Source organism: Azospirillum argentinense, from assembly GCF_000632475.1.
Lineage (GTDB): Bacteria > Pseudomonadota > Alphaproteobacteria > Azospirillales > Azospirillaceae > Azospirillum > Azospirillum baldaniorum.
In genome coordinates this window covers 2455277-2474947 of sequence record NZ_CP007793.1, presented here as the reverse complement: position 1 = coordinate 2474947, position 19671 = coordinate 2455277, and the positions used below count along the sequence as shown (strand labels likewise).

The window sequence follows — 19671 nt, the reverse complement described above, 5'->3', positions numbered from 1 at the left end:
GATATCTCCGGGCGGGATTTGAGCGTCATCGGTGAAAGACAAAATCATTTGTTTGTAGCGAAACTCGCTTCCATGACATGCAAGCCTGCTTGTTCGTAATGGACGACGGTCAAAGCACGGTTCTGCCTTCCGCGATGCTCAGGAGCTTGGGGAACGCGAGAATGGTGGCACTTCTGCCTAAGTCTTCGCATCATCCCGCTTGGGCTTAGAGCGCCTAACAGAACCATCTCTGGACGAAGCGCCAGCAGATGAGGCTGGCCGCGATATGGTGAAAGGCAGTGAAGATGTCGGCGCGCCGTTCGTAGCGGACGGCGATGCGGCGGAAGCGGGCAAACCAAGCGAGCGTACGCTCGACCACCCATCGATATCGGCCGAGACGCTCGCTGCTTTCGACGCCACGCCGGGCAATCCGCGGAATGATCGCTCGTTGGCGCAGCGCCCGCCGGCAGTGAGCGAAGTCGTAGCCCTTGTCGGCATGCAGCTTGGCCGGTCGCCGCCGGGGCCGGCCCGCACACTGGCGGATCGCCGGCACGGCATCGACCAGCGCCTCCAGCAGCTTGCTGTCGTGCCGGTTGGCTGGCGAGATCCTCAGGGCGAGCGGGATGCCGTTAGCATCGACGAGGATGTGGCGCTTGGAGCCCGGCTTGCCGCGATCCGTCGGGTTCGGGCCGGTCTCCTCACCCCCCTTTTTGCCGGGACGCTGGCGCTGTCCACCGCCGCACGATCCCAGTTGATGGCGTTGGCATAGCCGAGACGGTCGAGCAGCACACGATGCAGCCGTTCCCACACGCCAGCCCGATGCCACTCGTGCAGACGCCGCCAGCAGGTCATACCCGAGCCGCAGCCCATCTCCACCGGCAGAAGCTCCCAAGGAATACCCGTGCGCAGCACGAACAGGATGCCGGTCAGCGCAGCACGATCGCACAGCCGGGGCCGTCCGCCTTTCGGCTTGGGCGGCTCCGGCGGGATCAGAGGTTCGATGATCGCCCACAAGGCGTCGCAAACAAGAGGGGCTGCCATGCCCCTACCAACCGTTCCCAGCCGGTTTTGTTACGCACTCTTATCCACGTCGCCATCCCCCCTGCTTCGATCTCCAACACCTCTCCCAGCGTTACATTGGTGCCCTCGATTTTCGAAGACAACACGGCTTCCTGGGTGGTCAACGGCGACAGGAGAACACCGGCATTTGGGATCGCCGTGATCAGGCCGTCATACCGGGCAAGCGCGGCGTTAGCCGGGCCAATCAACGGCATGAGCCGCGCCCGGTCCAGCTTTTCAAGACTCGGTGGAAATTGCTCGAGGTGGTAGCGAACGGGACCGGTCATGTTGCCCCCGTCCGGCGGTGCGCAGGCAGGTCGGAGACGACGATCTGTTGAGTCTGTTCGTCAAAACAGTAGTAGATACGCAGGCATCGGACCGGGTCGCGGACATTACCCCCGTTCTTAATATGCCAGTCGGCGGAAAATCTCCGACCGTTCCAGTCAAACTCATAGGTATCGGCACCACAGGGAGCATTCTGGATCCCGTTCATGACCGGGATGTTGCTCAGGGAGCCGCCGCCATTGATGCGCTGGTCGCGCCCATTGGTGGCAAGCCACAACAGGCAATAGGCCGCTGTCTGCACCGCCTCGAACTCCGGCTTTCGCACCCCACGGCGTGCCCTGGGGGTCAGGACGAGCCGCCCAGCAAATTGCCGATCACACCAGTCGTCGAGGTCGGACCATTGGGTTGGAAGAACGATACCCTGGTCCGGATTGCCACCGACAGACTTGAGTTGGTCGGAAATTGTCTGGATGCGATAGGCGGAGGCCTGCGCCTGCGCTTCCGCCACCTCGGCCCGTTCACGCTCCTTCTGATACTCCGTAACGTAGTAGTCCTGTTCACTCCTCAATGCCTCGATCTGACTTTGCAGCGCGATGATCTGCGCCTGAGCCGCGGAAAGCTGCTTGCTCTCGCTCGCCGCTCCTTCGCGCAGGCTCGTCTGATATAATTCCAAGGCAGCACTACGAATCGCCGCAAAGGTCAGCACGTCCGATCCGAGCCGGGTTCGCCTCACACTTTCCTGCGCGGCTGTGTCGCGCAACCAACGCATTGCCCGTGCCAAGCCTTCAGCGGACGCAAGCTCGCCCATTAGGATCAACCGATGCCGGTATGGGTCGGCACCATCATCGAAGCCTGGCAGATACACCCGGGCAGCCCCACCGAAGACGGACAGCCGCCTGCCGAATCGTTCCGTCAGCTGCCAACTGGTTGCCGGATGCGCGACCACAACATGGGCCAAGCCGAGAACCGCGCGGGCGAGGCTCTTGGGATCAATGAGCGGAGTGTCCGCGGACGCCACATCGGGAAGCGTCAGGACGAACGTGGGCAGGACGCGGCCAGGATCCAGAAGATGGTCGATCAGGGCTTCAGGATCGTCGCCATCGATGAATTCCGAGGCGGTGGACAATATCGCCTGTGACCCCGCCATCAGGCGGCACTTGGCAGCGACCTGCTGCACGAAACCCGGAGTGTGCGGTTCGATCGGCAGATTGACCTCGGGCGTGCTGACCAAAAGGCGTGCGCCGAACTTTGCCGGTTCTCCCGGCAGAAGGCCTAGCACGACCTCGGTAGTCCAGACCCGTTCGGGCACGGTCTTGTCCGGGTCATCGGCCCGGATCGCCCAGATGTCCGACGTGCCAGCCTGGAGCCGAACGGCGCTGCTGTTGCGACCGCCTGAGAAGAACTCGAAAGAGCGCCCGTCCCATGCCTCGGCGGGAAGCTGACCGCCGGCGCGCCGCTGCGCCCATTTCAGCACCTCGGCGACGGCCCGGCGCGCGATGGCGCTCGGGTCGTCGCCCGGCATCCAACTGGTCACACGCAGCACCTCGTGCTCACGTACGACGCGGGGTATGCGTTGAGACAGGGGGGCAAGGGCTTTGGCGAAGCTCATGCTCATGCGGCCACCTCAACGGTCAGTCTTGAAGAGAGCGCGGACAGGTCGAGGTCGGCCACGCGGATCTCCCCCGTCATCAGCTTGTGCAGCAGGGTCTTGAAAAGCTCGTCCAGTACGTCGCGCTTTCGGCGGTGCAGATTGATCTTGCGGTCGATGGCGTCCAGTACGGCGACGATTTCACGCTGTTCGTCGAGGGTGGGGGGGACAGGGATCGGCAAGCTGTCGATATTCCCGGTGTTGAGATTGTATTTGCCATCCGCTGCCGGCGTCGCCCGTCCAGCAATAATGCCGGTGCCGAGTTCGGACCCAAAGAAGTAGGCCGCGAAGCGGGGAACGATCCGCGTCAATTTGGGCCTTGCCCTGATGAGGTACGAAGCGAATAGTGCGCCCTCAGGCTGCCCCTCGTAGACGGCACAGGCGCCAAGACGTTCGATCACACCATTGGTTCGAATGAAGATCAGGTCGCCATTCTCCAGCCAATAGCGTTCCGCCTCTGCCGCTGAAAATTTGGCAAACTTGATGTCCTGGACATCAACTTGGCCGGGCGTGATATTGGGAATCCGGAGCACGGGAAACTCGGTCGGCTCGTAGGTACAGTGGGTTGATGTCCCATACTGAAGCCATTGGCGGACTGTCTCGAATGCCACCACATCCCAGCTCTCCGGCACTGGCCCAATTTCAGTGTCCTTCTGCGCCTCGCCCCGCAGGCCGCGCGAAAACAGCAATTGCATGGCGGCACGCCTGAGAGCCTCGGCGGCAGTCACCTGCTGGGTAGCCAGATCCATTGCATCGAATACTGAGTCGAGAATGCTCCCGATGGCATCTCCCTCGGTCGGATCCTGGGGGGTGGGGATGGTGAAAGTCCTCACGTCATCCAAATTCAGCGTCATAGTCCCATGGGCCGACGGAACAATGCGCGACAGGAGGTAGTCACGCGACTGATAGATCGCCGCGCGGATAAACGAGCCGGAGATACGCGTGCGCGGCACTAGAGCTTTGATGTCTTGATTGAATGCCATTGGGCGCCGCACTACTGCAACAGGCAGATCTTTAGCCAGCCCCATACCTCGTACGAGAAGAAGCACGGCTCCTGCCGGGGCGAGGCGGCTACCAGCAGCAAGACCATCAGAGTTGATGTGGTCGATGGTGTCGTCGAGACGTGGTGTCTTCATGTCCTTCCCTGATACCCAGGGAATATCACCCTGCCAGAACGAGGCATTGGCTTTTGACGGCGTTCCGCCACTCAGGATTTCGCAGAGATCGCTCAGGGGGCGTCGAGACCATCCCTCGGGGAGTGAAACGTCAAGCGTCAGCGACATCGTTAACCCCAGACATCAGGCGCGCAAGATTGGACGAGAGATTAAGTGCCTCGTGATCAAGTGCCAGCACTTGCGCCAGCAATGCGCTAACTGACCCTGTCTTGGTAGAGTTCGTCTGCCCCACCCATCGGCTTGGGCTGAGGTTGTAATCCGCCTCCTCAGCCTGAGCCGTGGTAATGACGGCGACCTCGCCCTCGACCGCTTCGCCCTTCAGATAGGCGGCCGCCAAGGAGCGGATATCGGTCTCCGGGATGTAATTTTTTGGCCGTCCCTTGGCCACCCGCCGGCTGGCGTTCAACAGGATGATCTTGCCGGCGCGGGCTGTCGGCTTCTTCTTGGACAGCACCACGATCACGCCGGCGGCGGTGGTGTTGTAGAACAGGTTATCCGGCAGCAGGATCACGCCGTCGATCAGGTCACGGTCGACGAACCATTTGCGGATGTTGCGTTCCTTGTCCTCGTTCTTGCTGCCCGATCCGCGCGTCACCGCCCCGGTGTCCAGCACCACCGCCGCCCGTCCGCGATCATTGAGGCAGGTCAGAGTGTGCTGGAGCCAAGCCCAATCGCCCTTACCGGTAGTGATGCCGCCCTGGGTGCGGAAGCGATCGAACGGGTCGTTGCTAAACACGTCTGGATTGAACGGCTGGTTCCACATAGGATTGGCGACGACGATATCGTTGGTGCGAATACGCCCGTCCGCCGTCTTGAACTTGGGATTCAGCATGGTGTCGCCACGCGCGACCTCGACATCCATGTCGTGGATGATGGCGTTCATGTACGCCACGGCATAGCTCTCCGCCTGCTGCTCCTGGCCGGTCAGTTTCAACGGCACCTTGCTGGTGGGGTCGAGTTCGCGGGCTACCAGTTGCAGCTTCACCAGCAAACCGGCGGAGCCGCAGGCATAATCGTGGCATTCCTCGCCCGGCTTCGGACGCATGATGTGCGCCATCAGGAAGCCGACCTCGGTAGGGGTGAAGAACTCGCCCGCGCTCTGGCCCGAGCCTTCGGCAAACTTCCTCAGTAGGTATTCGTAAGCGCGGCCCAGGAAGTCGGGCTGTACGTCTGCAAGCCCCAGCCGGTAGCGCGGGTCGGAAAAGGTTTCGACCACGGTGGTCAGCTTGGCAGGGTTGATGTCCCGTTCGCCGTTGCGTTCGGCGGAGAAGTCCACCACGTCGATCACCCCCGACAGCGACGGGTTCTGCCGCACCACCGCCCGCACCGCCTTGGTCAGGTGCTCGCCGATGTCGCGTGGCCGCGTGCTGCGCCCCTTGTCGTCCACCGGCCATTCGTAGGCTTCGCGCCCGTTAATGATGGCCCAACGGGCCTCGCGGGGCAGATAGAAGCGGAGCAGGCCGTGATCGCCTGAGGTGGTCCCCGTTCCCCGGACAGTTTTGCGGCTGGGATAAGCTTGGTTCAGGTCCGTGTCATGCCGCCAATCTGATCCCAACCGGGACGCCCTGGTGGGCTTCAGCCGGGGTTCGGCCGCCGAGCGCAGAGTGCGGTCGGTCGGCGTTGTAATACTCGATCCACTGGCCGATTCCGGCCCGCGCCTCGCTGCCCAACTCGAAGGCATGGAGGTAGACACACTCGTACTTCAGCGATCGCCAGAGCCGTTCGATGAACACGTTGTCCATCCAGCGGCCCCGTCCATCCATCGACACCCGAATGCCGGCCGCGGTCAAGAGGCCGGTGAAGCGCGGGCTGGTGAACTGGCTGCCCTGATCGGTGTTGAAGATCTCCGGGCGGCCGTGCCGCGCCATCGCCTCCTCCACCGCCTCCAGGCAGAACTCGACGTCCATGGTGTTCGACAGTCGCCACGCCAGCACCCGACGTGTCGCCCAGTCCATCACGGCGACCAAGTACAGGAAGCCACGGCGCATGGGAATGTACGTGATATCAGCGCACCACACCTGGTTCGGACGGTCGATGACCATGTCCCGCAGCAGGTACGGCCAGATTTTGTGCTCCGGATGAGGCACCGTCGTCTTTGGACGCTGGTAGACCGCCTGCAAGCCCATCCGCAGCATCAGACGGCGGACCCGCTTGCGGTTGACCTCCTGCCCCTGGCGCCGGAGATGACGGGTCATCTGCCGGCTGCCGTACCAGGGCGTCTCCAAAAACTGCGCGTCGATCCGCCGCATCAGCTCCAGGTTCTCGGCCGGCTCGCCCTTCACCGGCTCGTAATAGCTGGAGCGGCTGAGCGACACCAGCGCGCACTGTCGCGTGATCGACAGGCGCGGATGCTCCGGCTCGATCATCTCCCGCCTCCGGCCAATGCTCATCGTCCGGAGGCCTTGCGCAAAAAATCGCGTTCCACGACCAACTGGCCGATCATGGCGTGCAGCTTTTCCACCTCGCCCTGATGGCTGGCCTCAGCAGCCTCCGCCTTGCCGGAAAACACCCCGGCCATCCCCTCGACGGCCTGCTTCTTCCAGGCGTTGATCAGCGTCTGGTGCACCCCGTGCTTGGCCACGAGCTGCGACACCGTCAGCTCGCCCCGAATCGCCTCCAGCGCCACCTTCGCCTTGAACTCCGCCGAATACCGCTTCCGTTTCCCCGTCATCGGGTCCGTCCTTCCTGATGGGCGAACCAAGCTTATCCAACTGTCCGGGGAACGGGGACCACCTCAGCCTTCGGCAATTTCCAATGCAGTAGCGCGGTCACGTCCACCAGTATAGCGGCGGCTTGCGCCGTCCTCGCCTGCGAAGCGGCGAGCGAGTCGCTGTGTCGCAGCTCAGCCGGCGGATGTCGGCCGCGGCACCCGCACGCTCCGCACCCGGGTCCAATCCAGACCTTCGAGCGATGGGGTTGAGAGATGCCCCGGGGCGCAAAGCCGATGTGGCATCGGATATGATGGTCGAAGTGATCGACCCGCGTCATCCGCTACCCGAATCCATTGGACCTGAGCGCAATTGCCCGACGCAATGTGTTGGCCGATGTTTCCGGCGTTATGAGAAGGGGGCGATGCTGGTGACCTCCAACCGCGGCTTTTCCGAATGGGGCGATGTCTTCGCGATCCTCGACCAGAAGCAGCGGCCGGGGCAGGTCAGCGTGCGGATTGTCTGGCAAACCGGCGCGGTCAGCGAGCACTGGGTGCGACGGCGGGTGCACGGCTATGATCAGCACGCCGACTTCGGCCGGCTCGAACAGCGCATCCGCGCCCTGAACGGGGCCGGCAACATGGACGCGGCGATCGCGGCAGCGCTGAACGCCGAAGGCCTCCTGACGGCGAAGGGAACGCCGTTCAACGGCGCATTGGTCCACCTGCTGCGCAGGCGTTGGGGGATTCCAACGGTCAAGATCAATGGGACGGCCCCGAATCCGGATCGCTGGCCGGACGGCACTTATTCCATTCAAGGTGTGGCGAAAGCGGTGGGCGTCACCGCCCAGACTGTGTTCGACTGGCTGAAGGTGGGGCTGCTGACGGGTGTGCAGAGCATGAAAGGGCAGCCCTGGCAGATCGTCATGTCCGAGGAGACATGCGAGGATCTGCGGCAACGAATCACACGAACCAGACGATCGAGGAAAGTGGCATCATGAAACACTCGGCTTCACCGTCGTCGCTTCAGCCCTGCTGGACCGCCTGCTGCACCATGCTGTGGTGGTGCAGATCGAAGGCGCCAGCTACCGCCTGCGCCGCCACGCCGAACTGATGCCGGACAACAACCGCAGCAGGCCGATCAGCGCCCCACCGCCGGCACCACGACGCCGAGGCCGGCCACCGAAAGCGAGGAGCGCCGACACCGAAGCCAATCCATAGCCCTTCAAACCATCTGGGGATTTTTCGACCGACCGTTCCGGGGAAACTTCATTCGGCCTTTACACGGGCTGGTGCCGGTGTCCAAGGTGCAGCCGGACCTGCTGGCCGCTGCCGATCGGGCGCGTGGCGCCCGGCTCATGGCGGCAATGGACGCGATCAACAGCCGGATGGGCCGGGACACGCTGGTGCCGGCCGCCACCATCGGCCGGGCGTGGCGGATGCGTCAGGACAGTCGGTCGCCCAGCTATACGACCGAGCTGGACGACGTGCCGGTGGTGCTGGCGTGAGGGGCGCTGTGCGCAACCCGACCGTTGCTACAGTGACGCGCCCAAGCTCGTAGCCTGCGCTCACACGCCGACATCACAGCCTAACCCTCTTTCTCGTTGAGAAAGCTCTGTTCAGGACCCGCACCCATTGTCTGTCGCCCCGAATCAGGGTATCGAGAGTAGCCGGACTGTGGATGAGGCAGCTATTGGATATCTCGTTTGCGACGAGCCAGCTACGATCGTTGTGTGAAAACGCCACGAAAGCAAGACGAGAGCTGGGAAAAGGCGCTGCCGATGCACTTCAACGCCGTCTGGCCGACCTATATGCCGCCTATTCAATCGATGATCTCATCGTTGGGGTATCGGCAGAGGTGCCCAGTCCGGTGGAATTGTCAATTGCGCTTGCTGAGGGTTACGTTCTATGCATCCGCCCCGCCCATGTGGTGCCCCCTCTCGATAGGCAGGGGAATATCGTCTGGTCTCGCGTCAGCCGGGTCAAAGTAGTGGAGGTTCGCAAAAATGGCTGAGACCACGGAATTCAAACCTCAGTGGGCGTCTCCTCCCGGAGCAACAATTATTGACATACTTGAACAGAAAGGTATGTCGATTGAAGATTTTTGTTCAGCTATGCAAACCTCTGAGCGATTAGCTTCTAAGATCATCTCAGGGGATGCGGAGATTGATGCGCGCTTGGCCATCAAGCTTGAAAATGTTCTGGGAGGCTCTGCGGCGTTTTGGTTGCGTAGAGAAGCTCAGTTCCGCTCGGACCTTCAGCGGCTTGATGAAGCTGTAGTCGAAATGGAGCCGAAAGCGTGGCTATCCATACTTCCGGTTCGGGATATTACTGCGTTCGGCTGGGTCGAACGAATTGCTGACCGCGCCCTTCAGGCTGAGGCATTGCTTCGTTTCTTCGATACCCAATCGGTACAGGGGTGGCACAATCGCTATCAAAGGACTGTGACAGCTGTTGCCTACCGTACATCTCAAACATACGAATCTAAACTCGGAGCTCTGGCGGCGTGGTTAAGGCAGGGTGAAATTGAAGCTGAAAAGATTGCATGTTCTCCTTGGGACAGGGAGGGGTTGCGTCTCCTTATTCCAAAATTCCGTGCATTGACTCGCGTAAAAGACCCTGCAGTATTTATACCGGAGCTGCAGAAATTATGCGCATCCTGTGGTGTTGCTGTTGTTATTGTTCGCGCGCCAGCAGGGTGTCGAGCAAGCGGAGCCACAAGATTCGTTTCAGAGGCAAAAGCTGTAATCCAGCTTAGCTTTAGATACCGTTCAGATGATCATTTCTGGTTTACTCTTTTTCATGAGCTTGGCCACCTCCTCCTGCATGATTGCTCATCTATTTTTCTAGAAGATCTGGACCTGATTGCGACACATGAAGAGGATGAAGCCAACGACTTTGCCGCTAACACGCTAGTGCCACCCGAGTATCGAGCGGAAATGTTGCGTCTTCCGGCCGATCACCGGGTGATTATGCGCTTTGCGAAACGCATCGGAGTTAGCCATGGCATCGTCGTTGGGCAAATGCAACACTTGAGGGTCCTTGCACCGAACAGGCTTAATGCGCTCAAAGTTCGTTATACCTGGACGGCGGAATAAGAGCGCAGATCAAAGCCTCGCCTCCATAGGGTCAATCCATTGATCTTGTTTGGGTCGGCGGGCTTTTTTGATTTGCGCTCCAAACTACCCTCGAAATGCTAGGTATGTGTCAGGGCTTTTCTGCCAATTACACAGTGAGTCTTCCATGATCTGCATTCCTAACCCTAAGTAATCTCCAAGCTCGACAACCCATTGGTTCAATTTTTGAGGCGACAAATTGGCACTGTGATTTCCACCGAATAAGAGTCGCGCCCCCGCTAGTGGTCCGGTTGCACCAACGAGATATGGGATTCCAGGTTCTATGTTAGCGAGGCCTAGCTTTCCTACCATTGTAAGGAAATCAAACCGACCTGTGCGACCGAATGACGTCACCGCGGCCATAGCATGGTAGAGGTGGTCAAACATTTTTTTTGGGTCTCCTCCGCATTCTTGCTCTGCTTCATCTATCAACAATGCATGACCTCGATTTGCACCGACCCAAGAGACATAAGAACTAAAAATTTTACTAGTTCCCCTATGGGAATCTGGTCTAAGTGTTTCGTATTTTCTATGATTACCGAAGCGGCGTGAGATTCCATCCGTTCTTAATTCTCGATAAGAGCGAGTTATCCAAGTGTGGAAATCCTCGGGGTTTGCGCTAATGGATGCCCAATTCCAGAGATTACCCGCACCGTTTCTGCCATAGAGGGTCCGTGCAAGGCTCCATTGATCTAAAATATGCTTTCCGCAATGAGTTGCTAAGAATACCAGCCAATAGGCCTCATCAAGATTTCCTTCTCTATGCTTGATCGCTGCTGCACGTAGCGGGTCAAACATAGAAAGTTCTCTCGGATCACATCGCGATGGATGTAATTCAGCCTCTCGTAAGCGATGTACAAAGTCAATTCGTCTTATGCTATCTATAAACTGCTCAACCAATGCTTCTTGTCGCTGTGGAGTTCTCGCCCCTGGAAGTGGACGATAAGTATAATTTTGGAGACCTTCTATAAGAAGCAAGCGGCGTTCGGTCCCGAATCTCATCGTTCAGTATCCTCTTCGTTCAGCGTTTTAAGATCAAGAACCAGTTGCTGAGGAGAATGGAGTCTCTCCGACCGATTTCTGATATATTGGTCATAGAACTTCGATTTCATACGCTGTCTTACCCGAACTACTTCTTTGAGATTTTCACGTTCTGTTTTCTTTCTTGTTAAGTGAAATATGCGAAAAAGTCTTGATATATCTTTCCAGTAGTCGTCTATTTGCAATTCTTCTATTTTTACATTTTCTCCCCCTCTTATTCTATTTTCGACTTCTAAAACTGTTTCGATTGATGACCATTGTTCTCCCGAGGGCATGGGGGGCATCTTCAAGTTGGCTTGCCAGTCCTCCTCCATGAATTTGTTAACTTTATCGTGATCGCAATCATATAAATGCAAGCTTCCAATCGCATGCTTATATCGGCCTAGATGAACCCCTAGATCTCTTGCAATAAGTTCTTGTATCATTGTAAAAGCAAATATATCATGAGGAAGCCCTAAATAAGCATCATTAGAGCGCATATTCACATACATGTGAAGAAAGCCCTTTCTCACGACAAATTGCATCGTGCAGGTGCATGGGACATCTTTGTATGATCCAAATAGATCATCTGAACCATATATTTGCACAACTGCCCTTCGTGAAGAAGACTTTCTCCTTAAAATAGAAGTAATTTCTCCAATTTGATTAGGTCCATTTTTGTTAAATATCCTTGAACCATACCCGCTCGATACATGGTCTGTATTTTCTTCAGGATCGTATCCTTTCGGTATGTAATATTTAATAAATGAATGTTTGTTAGATCCAGATAAGTACCAGAATAGCTCACCAAGCGCGCTGAAAATTGTCCCGCGGCTTTCCGTCCTGCTCACTCGAGCTAGGGGTTGAGTGAGTTCGAGCACAACACCAAAAAGCTCCTTGTTAGGGCCTTTCGTTGGATAGGGTTCCACCTGAATACCATGACGGAGAATCCGTGTGAAAACCACTCGCAGAAGATCGTCAAGGGTTTGCCGACGAATATACATATTAGCCCATCGCGCAGGTTAATGCCTCTATATGGCATATGATGAGCGCGGATTGAAGACGCTATAAGTGTCTCTCGTGGCGATCGGTCGCGTTAAGGGAGTGCAGATGTTCGTTCCGCTATTCTTGTTAAAATTCATTGTATAACATCGTCTTATGAGCACCTCGATAAACCGGCCTTTCTGGGCAGTTAAGGCCACGGAACGGGGTTGATCCGGTGAGAAACTGGCAAATTTGGGGACATAATCCCGATTTTTGATGCGAGAAGGCGGAAATATGCGGTGATTTTGGCGCTATACGGGCGCAGTTTGCCCCTCGAGCCAGATCAGGCGTCGGAAATTGTAGGCAAGGTTGGCGAGGCCGATCTTCACCGTGGCGCGCCCAAGGCCGATGGTGCGGATGAACAGCGCCATGCGCTGCTTCTGGTCGGCGAAGACATGCTCGACGGCGGATCGCACCGCCGAGCGGGCGCGGTTGGCGCGTTGATGTGGCCCCGGCATCGGCCGCCCCTTCGGCTTGCGGAAATGCACCATGCTGCGGCGGCCCGCCGCCGCGATAGCCGCTTCGTTGGCCTTCGAGCGATAGGCGCTGTCCGCCCACACCCGGCTGTCGAAGGCGTCCGGATTGAGCAGGCCCAGCAACTGCGCACCGTCATGCCGCGCGGCGTCGGTAACGGCAAAACGCCGGATCAAGCGGAACCGGCGGTCGATGTTGATGTGCGACTTGTAGCCAAAGGCCGGGATCAGCAGGCCTTCCACGGTGCGCGCCTCGGACCCGTCGAGCGTTGGCCCCGGCTTCGCCTTGACCCGTCCCCGCTTCACCGTCCAGCGCGCCTGTGTGTCCTTCTGGCGCGCCTTGGCCGGTGGCCAGGGCGGGTCTTCCCCGTCACGGATCTGGCGCTTCTCCTCCCGGGTCAGCCGCTGCCTGGGCGCTTCCACGATGGAGGCATCGACGATTTGCCCACCCAGCACGAAGTAGCCGCGTTCCTTCAGGTCCGCATCGAAGCGGGCGAACAGTCCCTCCATCGCCCCCGCCGTCACCAGGGCCTCGCGGAACAGCCAGATCGTCGTGCGATTCGGAACCCGGTCGCCCAATCCCAGCCCGAGGAACCGCATGAACGACAGCCGGTCGCGAACCTGATACTCGGCCTGCTCGTCCGACAGACCGTACAGCGCCTGCAGCACCAGGATCTTGAACATCATCACCGCATCCAGCGGCGGCCGACCGCCCCGGGAGCGGTCCTTGCGCCCCAAGCCCGCGTCCAGCGTCGGACGGAAAACCTCGAAGTCCACCACCGACGACAGGCGTTCCAGCGGATCACCACTCTTGCTCAGTTCCGCGTAGCGATCCTGAAGATCGAACAGCCCAGATTGACCGGCCATGCTTCCGCCCCCCGCCTTCAGAACAAGGGAATCACCAGAACGCCGAACACGCCACAGTTTTTCGAGGCGTCCAAAAGGGGCAACTTCCCTGCCCCCGATATGGAGGTAAGTGTCGTCCGGAGGCTGCCTTGTGGGAACGGGGGCAGCGTGCTGAAATCTGGAGGTCGCTGCCGCTGTGCGTGGCCGGCTCGGCATGGTGGCACGCAGCGTGATTTGCACCGCGGCGGTCCAGTGTATTGAGGTCATCACCGGCGCCGGTGGGCGGCGCATCTACTCGGCCGAGGAGGAGATCCGCTTGGTCGGCAAAGCCCGCGGCGGGCACGGCGCGGTGGCGCGCCGCCATAGCGTGTGAAACAGCCTGATCTAACTGACCGTCTCGTTGATGATCTCCTCCGCGACAAGCGCCAGCCAGTAAGTGAGTTCAGAGGCAATCTCGCTCGTAACCTCTCCAGCGATCCTTCATCGCCCTCCGTACGGGAGTGCGAACGATATTCTCGCATTTTTCATAGTTTCTCGTTAAGCTGAGGCACAGCCATGGGGTGTGTGAAGCTGTTATGCCGCACGCATCCCATATCCTTCATTTTGGTCAGATAACTACTAATTATGGCGATCCTTGATCTGTCACTCTCCGAAGCCATCTGGCAGTTCTTTAGCCGGAATGATGGAAAAAGGGATGGTGATACGTTCGAGGAACTCGTGGAAATCATTCTCAATCGACGGATCGGGGTGCCGTGGCTTGACGGCATCCTGGAGAGTTGGGAACGGACGCCGGGGTCACACGATCAATCCCGTGACTTCATTCTACGGCGGTTGGACGGCGAAGCCTGGGCGGAATGCAAGAACTACAAAAAATCGCCGTCGCGGCACATTGTCAGCGCGACCTTGGCAATGGCAACAGTAAAGCGCGTCCGGACTATTCTCCTGTTTTCACCGGAACCGTTCAATCGGCCGGCACTCGCATTCTTTTCTTCGTTTCAGGAAGTAAACGATATCAACATTCACGCCTATCACGGCGACACTCTTCTTTGGCTGGTGGCGGACAACGCAGAGCTGATCCAAGCACGGTTTCCCGAGGTGTCCGGGCTGCTGCAACGCGAACGGGCGCGTTTGCCGACACCGCAGAAGATCAACGTAGTGGTGCGCGTATCGAAGGATATCGACGACGACGAGAGGCTCGGCCGTAACCCGGAACCGCTGGGTGCGGGAGGCGTTTCCTTCCTGCCGCAAGGCCGGTGCGTGGAAATCTATCAGGGGCAATTGGTTGCGCTGGATGTATACATCACCAATCATGACCCGTTGAACGACATGATCGGCAAACTTGAGATCATCATGCCTGAACGGTCGACCCTCACCCTGCTCAGTTCAGCCCAAGGGGCGGCCGCCCACGGCAGCCGGGTCGACGTTAAGCGCGCCAGCTTCAAATGGGTGAGATATCTGCTCCGTGCCAGCGCTGGACGCGTGAACGGCCAGCTGCCAAAGATCACGTTTACTGCCGACACGGCGTATGAATCCGCAACCTCTGACACGCTGGTGGTCACGCAGCGAATGGCTGCCGTATTCGTCGGCGGCGAACGAGGCGCGATGAAGCGTGCGGCTGCCATTCTGTCCGGCGCGCGCAACCGTACGGTCTTTCTCGTCGTGCACGGCAAGAGCGGTGTCGGCAAGACCCGCCAGCTCCAGGAGATGCGTGAGCCGTTCATCACTACTGGACGGCTCGTCCATACCATCGACTGCGAGGAGGCGGGGATCCGGAGTTTCCGGCATTTCGCGCGCCTCATATTTCGCAAAATCACGCCAGGATATGTGCAGGAACACCCCCAAACCCTTTGCGAGGTTTCCGTCCCGAATTCCCAGCTCGCCGTTGGGCGGCCGCAACGGCTCGCCGAATTGCTGGACGCGGAAGATGGTGAGGAGCCGGACATCGAGGAGATGGCCGATCTGTTCGAAGCCGTTCTTTCGGTCGTCCGCCGTCCGCGCGCGTTCATGATCGACAACCTGCAAAGCCTGCCGCAAGCCGGGATCAACTTTCTGCGTGCGCTGGACGAACGCGACATACGCAGCGCCGTGGCGCCGCTGTTTGCGGTCACCGTCAACGAAGAGCAGGCCGGCCAGGGAAGCGCCAGTCGGGCCTTCCTGAACGACATGCTGACGCGCGGCGTGGTCTGGTCGGATCGGAGCGGCGAGACGCCCCGCTATGTGACATTCCCTCTGACCGATTTCACAGCCGGCGAGATCGAGTGGTTCATCAACGATCATTTCGCTGTCAAGCACGGCAAACCTTTTTCCATGCGGTACCCGAACCTGATGCGCGAGCTGACCCGCGACGTGGTCAAGCGCCCTTTGTTCATCGAGCAGTTCCTGAACTACCTAAGCGACATTGATGCCATCGAGTGGGATGGCGAGACGGGTCTGATGACCGTCCTCCACGAGGAGCGGCTCCAGGAGGCCATCCAGCGCGCCTACATCGGAACCAGCCTGGAACAGCTCCTGACCAAACGCTGGACTCTCATCTCCGCCGGGATGAAGCCTGGAGAGCGGGCCAATTTCCGTCTCTTCGCCTTGCTGGGGAGCATTGATCTCGACCATCTTCGGGATTTCGGCATACCCTCGGGCCAGAAAACCGACTGGGTGCTGCGCGGTCTTGCCCGGGTCGATGATGGCCGCTTGTCGTTCTACCATGGACAGCTACGTCGCTTCTTCTTCGACCTATTCCAGTTTTCCGAAAGCGACATCAAAGAGAACGCCACTTGTTTCCGGCGCGTCGTCACCCGTTCCGACGCCGCCGGCTTGACCGCACACTATCCTCTGGCATACTTCACCGCCAAAGCTTCGCTGAAGCCGCTCGCCCTGAACGACCGGCGGTCGGTCGTGCCGCAGGTTCGCAACGACGGCCCGGATCATGGGCTGGCGCTGTTTCTGCGGCGCGTGTTCAAGAGCACCCTGGCGGCATTGCAGGCCGGACCGATTCTCGGGGAGGACATCGACCTCCTGCGGTGGACGGCCGAGCGCACACGGCACGATGTCCGCTACGACGTGGGCATCGCCCAATACGACAAGGGGCGGGAACGCCTGTCGGCGCTGATCGGGCGATGCGACGATTCGGCGGCCCGCGCGGCCTTCGTGTGCTTCGCCATTGCAAACGCCAACTCCTACTTCACCGGACACAGGGACCGCGAAGCGCTGCTGGGGCTGGACGAGGCTCAGTATCATGTCCGGCAGCATCCGCAGACGTTCCCGAATTCGCTCCTCAGCCATCTGGCGGACCGGCGATGCGTCGCCCTCAAATCGCTGAACCGGTTGCCGGAGGCCGGCCGAGCCGGCCGGGAAGCGTTGCGGCTGGCCAAGCGGTCCGACGATGCCGAGCGCGCTGCGCGCCTAGTGTTTGCCTACATCGACATCGGCAACATCTTCCAGAACGGCCACGCGCTGATTCCGTCGACCACTTTCACCAGGGCTGGGAAGTCGCGGGTAAGGAACGCCCTGTATTACTGGGCAAAGGCACGGGAGATTTTCCTGCAAAACCCGAAGTCGGCTGCCTATGACGCCGACACCGGGCCGATGGTCGAACTCTATCATATCCAGTCCAGGCTATTGGTGCGGGATCTGGATGGGCTCGCGGACCTGATGGACGAACAGATCCGCGAATGCCGGAGACGGAATCGCGCCTTTTTCGGCGTGAAGCATCTGCTTTTGAAGTGTATCGCCTCCCTGCAGCATCCGACGCTGTTCTCTGCTGGCTCACCGCCGGTCGATCTTGCGCTCGAAACGGTGCAATGGGCCATTGGCCACGACGTTCGGCGGTACATCTGGATGGCCCGCTATATGGAGGCTAAGGTGCTCCTTGCGTCGGGGCAGTACGACAACGCCCGCAAATCGTTCCTGGCGGCGGCCAAGGCATTGCATGGCGTTGCGACGCACCAAGGCATCGAAGAGTATCACTATCACTTCTACGATGACTTGGTCTTGGCCGCCAGAACCTTCGGTTGGAACATCCTCGGGGATACCCTCGATCTGTTGCGGAGCCCGATGCTGCGGCAGCGGATCCGCAACGTGTTCGACCTAGACGAGCCGGGCTTCGCCCGTCTGACCGCCTCCTACAAAGGGACGGCTAGGTTTTGTGTCGGCGACGACAGCCCCTACCCCAGCCTGCGTAACCGCAACCTGCCATACCCATAAGGGGCTGACGCGTCGATTTTCAACTCTGGTCCACGAGATTGAGCATCTCGATGTTGGCATTCCGGTCGACGACAACATCCCCGCTGTGCCGACGCAGGCGTTTCCAGAGCGCGTTGCCCTGGAGCGCAATGAAACGATCGACGAAATAGATAATCGGATTCTGAGTTTCCAGGAGCGCTCCGTCAAGCTGCGTTATGAGTTCTATGGCCTTTTCATCACGTTCCTTCGCTGGAATTTCGCAAGGCGAAATAATTGGCAGGACTTGCCCTACCACCTCTCGGTGCCAATCGCGGTCGGCGACGCTGGACAAATCGACCCACAGGTACCGGTTGTCAAGATCGGTCTTTGCGGCCAGGAACCTGTAGCTTTCCTGATAGTATCTTTCCATATCGACCGACATACGGTGCGCGTTCTTGGCAACGTACCAGCCCTTCACGTCGGCACGATAGGGCGACCGGTTCGTCTGCGCGGAATCACCGCGATGGAAGGCCATGGCATCGGCGGCAATCCAGCATTCCAGTCTGGCCTCGTTGACCCTGAGGCACAGATCGGTGTCCTGATAGAAGTTGTAGAGTTCCGTGTCCATGCCGCCAACGCGTTCGAACACGTCACGAGACATCATCATGCATGCCGAGCAGGCCATTTGAACGCGCCTGTCGACACAGGTCAGCGGATGATCAATCCGGCGATCTTTGAAGGGGTGCGCATTGTTGTATTTTGTCAGCCCCATGCCGTAATCGATGACCCGACCGCTGTTGGGATCGATAAGCTTGCAGCTCGTCAATCCGATTTTGCGTGAAGAATTATGGAGATTGTACAAAGCTTCAAGCCAGGATTTCCTTAAGAACGTATCGGAATCACAGAATACTAGGAGATCACCTCTTGCTCTCTTCACGCCGAGATTGATGGCTCTAGAATAACCAAGATTGGCGTACTCTCGCTCAACCCTGATTCGTGGATGATTAATATCAAAATCGATTTGTCGCGGATCCGCGTTGTTAAGAACAACGATGATTTCAACTTCATCGCTGGTGGTAGCGGTCAAGGTAGAGAGACAGATATCCAGCAACCTTTTGTTGCTGTGAAACGGTACGATGACGGAGATGTTTTTCATGATAATTAGTAGTTATCGTCTCGTTCCTCCCGCCGCTCGGGCGCGGGCTTCGGTGATGCTGGTGCGTAGGCTGGTGTCGGTGACGGTGGTGTAGCCTTCGGTCGTGCTGATGCTCTGGTGGCCGAGAAGGCGTTGCACAAAGCGAATGTCCAGGCCGTTTTCTAGAAGCTGTGTCGCCGCGGTGTGGCGGAGCATGTGCGGTGTTACGCGGCGGGCAAGTGCGGCGGCTTCCGCGGTTTCCCGGACGAGTTTGCGGATGTGTTGAGTAAATGCCGCCCCTTGGGCAGTGACGAGGAGGTGGTCTGTGCCATGCGCTGTCCGAGCGCGGGCGCCAAGATAGCTGGCGAGCAGAGCCCGCAGTTCGGGATCGGGTAGGAAAACCCGGCGCTGACGGCTGCCCTTGCCGTTGACGGTGATCACCCCCTCCGCCAAGTCAATGTCGTCCACGGTGACCGAGGCCAACTCGCCAACACGCAATCCGGTGCACAGTAGGACCTCCACCGCCAGCAGTGCTGTCAGGTCGTCCAGACTGGCGCGGCGCGCGGCGCGCTCCACCTTTGCCGCAGTCAGCCGGCCAGTGATGCCAGCGCGGGCGGCGGCGGCACTTTGCAGGCGCCGCGCCTCGTCGTTGGTCAGGCTGCGTGGCAAGCGCCGGGGCAGGCGAACACGCGCGTCAAGGCGGTGGAAGGGGCTGGTCTCGATCACCTCGTCCAGCTCCAGCCAGCGAAACATTACTTTCAAGCAGGCGATGCGCCGCCTGACGCTGGTCTCTTTCAGCTTTCGGGTGTCCATCAGGTGGGCCAAATACCGACGCAGCAGATGGCGGTCCACCGCTGTCACCAGTGTGGCTGCCCCGGCAAAACGCTCAAACTCACGCAGGTCGATGGCGTAGGCACGAATGCTGTGAGGTGAGAGATTCTTGACTCGGCAATGGGACAGGAATGCGACGCAGGCCTCATCAAGGGTCATGGGTGCAGTGGGGTAGGTTGCATACCTAAGTATGCATACTCCTTTTGTGCACTTATGAGAAGCGCGGTGCTTTCGCCTTCGCGTCGTTAGCCGTCAGGC

17 protein-coding genes are annotated in these 19671 nt (G+C 59.1%); 6 read left to right on the top strand and 11 right to left on the bottom strand.

Going from position 1 to position 19671, the window contains the following annotated elements:
• Nucleotides 1–214: 214 nt before the first annotated feature.
• From ABAZ39_RS34070 to ABAZ39_RS11575, 6 genes are all read right to left on the bottom strand, one after another.
• Nucleotides 215–1020 (bottom strand): IS5 family transposase gene (locus tag ABAZ39_RS34070; protein ID WP_088123925.1). Its coding sequence is split into 2 segments (ribosomal slippage): nucleotides 215–693 and nucleotides 693–1020, totalling 807 coding nucleotides; the frame shifts between segments, so codons are not numbered across the junction.
• Nucleotides 969–1325 carry a Fic/DOC family N-terminal domain-containing protein gene (locus ABAZ39_RS34065; RefSeq protein ID WP_081862982.1) on the bottom strand — a complete coding sequence of 119 codons (357 nt, stop codon included), beginning with the start codon at nucleotides 1323–1325 and terminating at the stop codon, nucleotides 969–971. The genes ABAZ39_RS34070 and ABAZ39_RS34065 overlap by 52 nt, the downstream gene beginning before the upstream one ends.
• Entirely contained in the window at nucleotides 1322–2938 is a 1617-nt protein-coding gene (locus tag ABAZ39_RS11590) for a hypothetical protein (RefSeq protein WP_038529511.1), read from the bottom strand. The genes ABAZ39_RS34065 and ABAZ39_RS11590 overlap by 4 nt, the downstream gene beginning before the upstream one ends.
• Nucleotides 2935–4254 (bottom strand): restriction endonuclease subunit S, encoded by a 1320-nt coding sequence (locus ABAZ39_RS11585; protein WP_063922636.1) that lies wholly within the window; start codon nucleotides 4252–4254, stop codon nucleotides 2935–2937. Before ABAZ39_RS11585 ends, ABAZ39_RS11590 begins: the two co-directional genes overlap by 4 nt.
• Nucleotides 4238–5533: an HsdM family class I SAM-dependent methyltransferase gene (locus tag ABAZ39_RS11580; RefSeq protein WP_200885621.1), complete on the bottom strand. Its 1296-nt coding sequence runs from the start codon at nucleotides 5531–5533 to the stop codon at nucleotides 4238–4240. Before ABAZ39_RS11580 ends, ABAZ39_RS11585 begins: the two co-directional genes overlap by 17 nt.
• A gap of 145 nt (nucleotides 5534–5678) precedes the next feature.
• Nucleotides 5679–6817 (bottom strand): IS3 family transposase gene (locus ABAZ39_RS11575; RefSeq protein ID WP_103041826.1). Its coding sequence is split into 2 segments (ribosomal slippage): nucleotides 5679–6562 and nucleotides 6562–6817, totalling 1140 coding nucleotides; the frame shifts between segments, so codons are not numbered across the junction.
• A gap of 401 nt (nucleotides 6818–7218) precedes the next feature.
• On the opposite strand from ABAZ39_RS11575, the gene ABAZ39_RS32980 reads away from it, so the two are divergent.
• The 4 genes from ABAZ39_RS32980 to ABAZ39_RS34055 all read left to right on the top strand — a co-directional run bounded on the left by ABAZ39_RS32980 (nucleotide 7219) and on the right by ABAZ39_RS34055 (nucleotide 9891).
• Complete coding sequence (locus ABAZ39_RS32980; RefSeq protein ID WP_051657971.1) at nucleotides 7219–7794, top strand: hypothetical protein; 576 nt, start codon at nucleotides 7219–7221, stop codon at nucleotides 7792–7794.
• On the top strand, nucleotides 7742–8014 hold the full coding sequence (locus ABAZ39_RS34060) for an ATP-binding protein (protein WP_372684158.1): 273 nt from the start codon (nucleotides 7742–7744) through the stop codon (nucleotides 8012–8014). Before ABAZ39_RS32980 ends, ABAZ39_RS34060 begins: the two co-directional genes overlap by 53 nt.
• Nucleotides 8015–8151: 137 nt before the next feature.
• On the top strand, nucleotides 8152–8301 hold the full coding sequence (locus tag ABAZ39_RS11560) for a DUF4113 domain-containing protein (RefSeq protein ID WP_144243520.1): 150 nt from the start codon (nucleotides 8152–8154) through the stop codon (nucleotides 8299–8301).
• 498 nt (nucleotides 8302–8799) lie between these two features.
• Nucleotides 8800–9891, top strand: coding sequence for an ImmA/IrrE family metallo-endopeptidase (locus tag ABAZ39_RS34055; RefSeq protein ID WP_081862981.1), 1092 nt, complete (start codon nucleotides 8800–8802; stop codon nucleotides 9889–9891).
• An 84-nt stretch (nucleotides 9892–9975) separates the two neighbouring features.
• Here the strand turns inward: ABAZ39_RS34055 and ABAZ39_RS35555 are convergent, their stop codons facing one another.
• The 3 genes from ABAZ39_RS35555 to ABAZ39_RS11555 form a co-directional block, all read right to left on the bottom strand.
• A complete protein-coding gene (locus tag ABAZ39_RS35555) occupies nucleotides 9976–10911 on the bottom strand; it encodes an alpha-glutamyl/putrescinyl thymine pyrophosphorylase clade 3 protein (protein ID WP_144243519.1) in 936 nt (311 codons plus the stop codon).
• Nucleotides 10908–11894, bottom strand: coding sequence for a thymidylate synthase (locus ABAZ39_RS34050; protein WP_160174821.1), 987 nt, complete (start codon nucleotides 11892–11894; stop codon nucleotides 10908–10910). Before ABAZ39_RS34050 ends, ABAZ39_RS35555 begins: the two co-directional genes overlap by 4 nt.
• A 330-nt stretch (nucleotides 11895–12224) precedes the next feature.
• Entirely contained in the window at nucleotides 12225–13313 is a 1089-nt protein-coding gene (locus ABAZ39_RS11555) for an IS5/IS1182 family transposase (protein WP_038529509.1), read from the bottom strand.
• A 193-nt stretch (nucleotides 13314–13506) separates the two neighbouring features.
• Between ABAZ39_RS11555 and ABAZ39_RS36125 the strand changes: the two genes are divergently transcribed.
• Both ABAZ39_RS36125 and ABAZ39_RS11550 read left to right on the top strand, forming a co-directional pair.
• Nucleotides 13507–13665, top strand: a complete 159-nt coding sequence (locus tag ABAZ39_RS36125) for a hypothetical protein (protein WP_160174820.1) — start codon at nucleotides 13507–13509, stop codon at nucleotides 13663–13665.
• Between the two features lie 251 nt (nucleotides 13666–13916).
• Nucleotides 13917–17489 carry an AAA family ATPase gene (locus ABAZ39_RS11550; RefSeq protein ID WP_038529507.1) on the top strand — a complete coding sequence of 1191 codons (3573 nt, stop codon included), beginning with the start codon at nucleotides 13917–13919 and terminating at the stop codon, nucleotides 17487–17489.
• A gap of 19 nt (nucleotides 17490–17508) precedes the next feature.
• Here ABAZ39_RS11550 and ABAZ39_RS34040 read toward each other — a convergent pair whose 3' ends face one another.
• Nucleotides 17509–18603, bottom strand: coding sequence for a glycosyltransferase family 2 protein (locus tag ABAZ39_RS34040; RefSeq protein ID WP_081862979.1), 1095 nt, complete (start codon nucleotides 18601–18603; stop codon nucleotides 17509–17511).
• 12 nt (nucleotides 18604–18615) lie between these two features.
• A complete protein-coding gene (locus ABAZ39_RS11540) occupies nucleotides 18616–19572 on the bottom strand; it encodes a tyrosine-type recombinase/integrase (protein WP_038529503.1) in 957 nt (318 codons plus the stop codon).
• Between the last annotated feature and the right edge of the window lie 99 nt (nucleotides 19573–19671).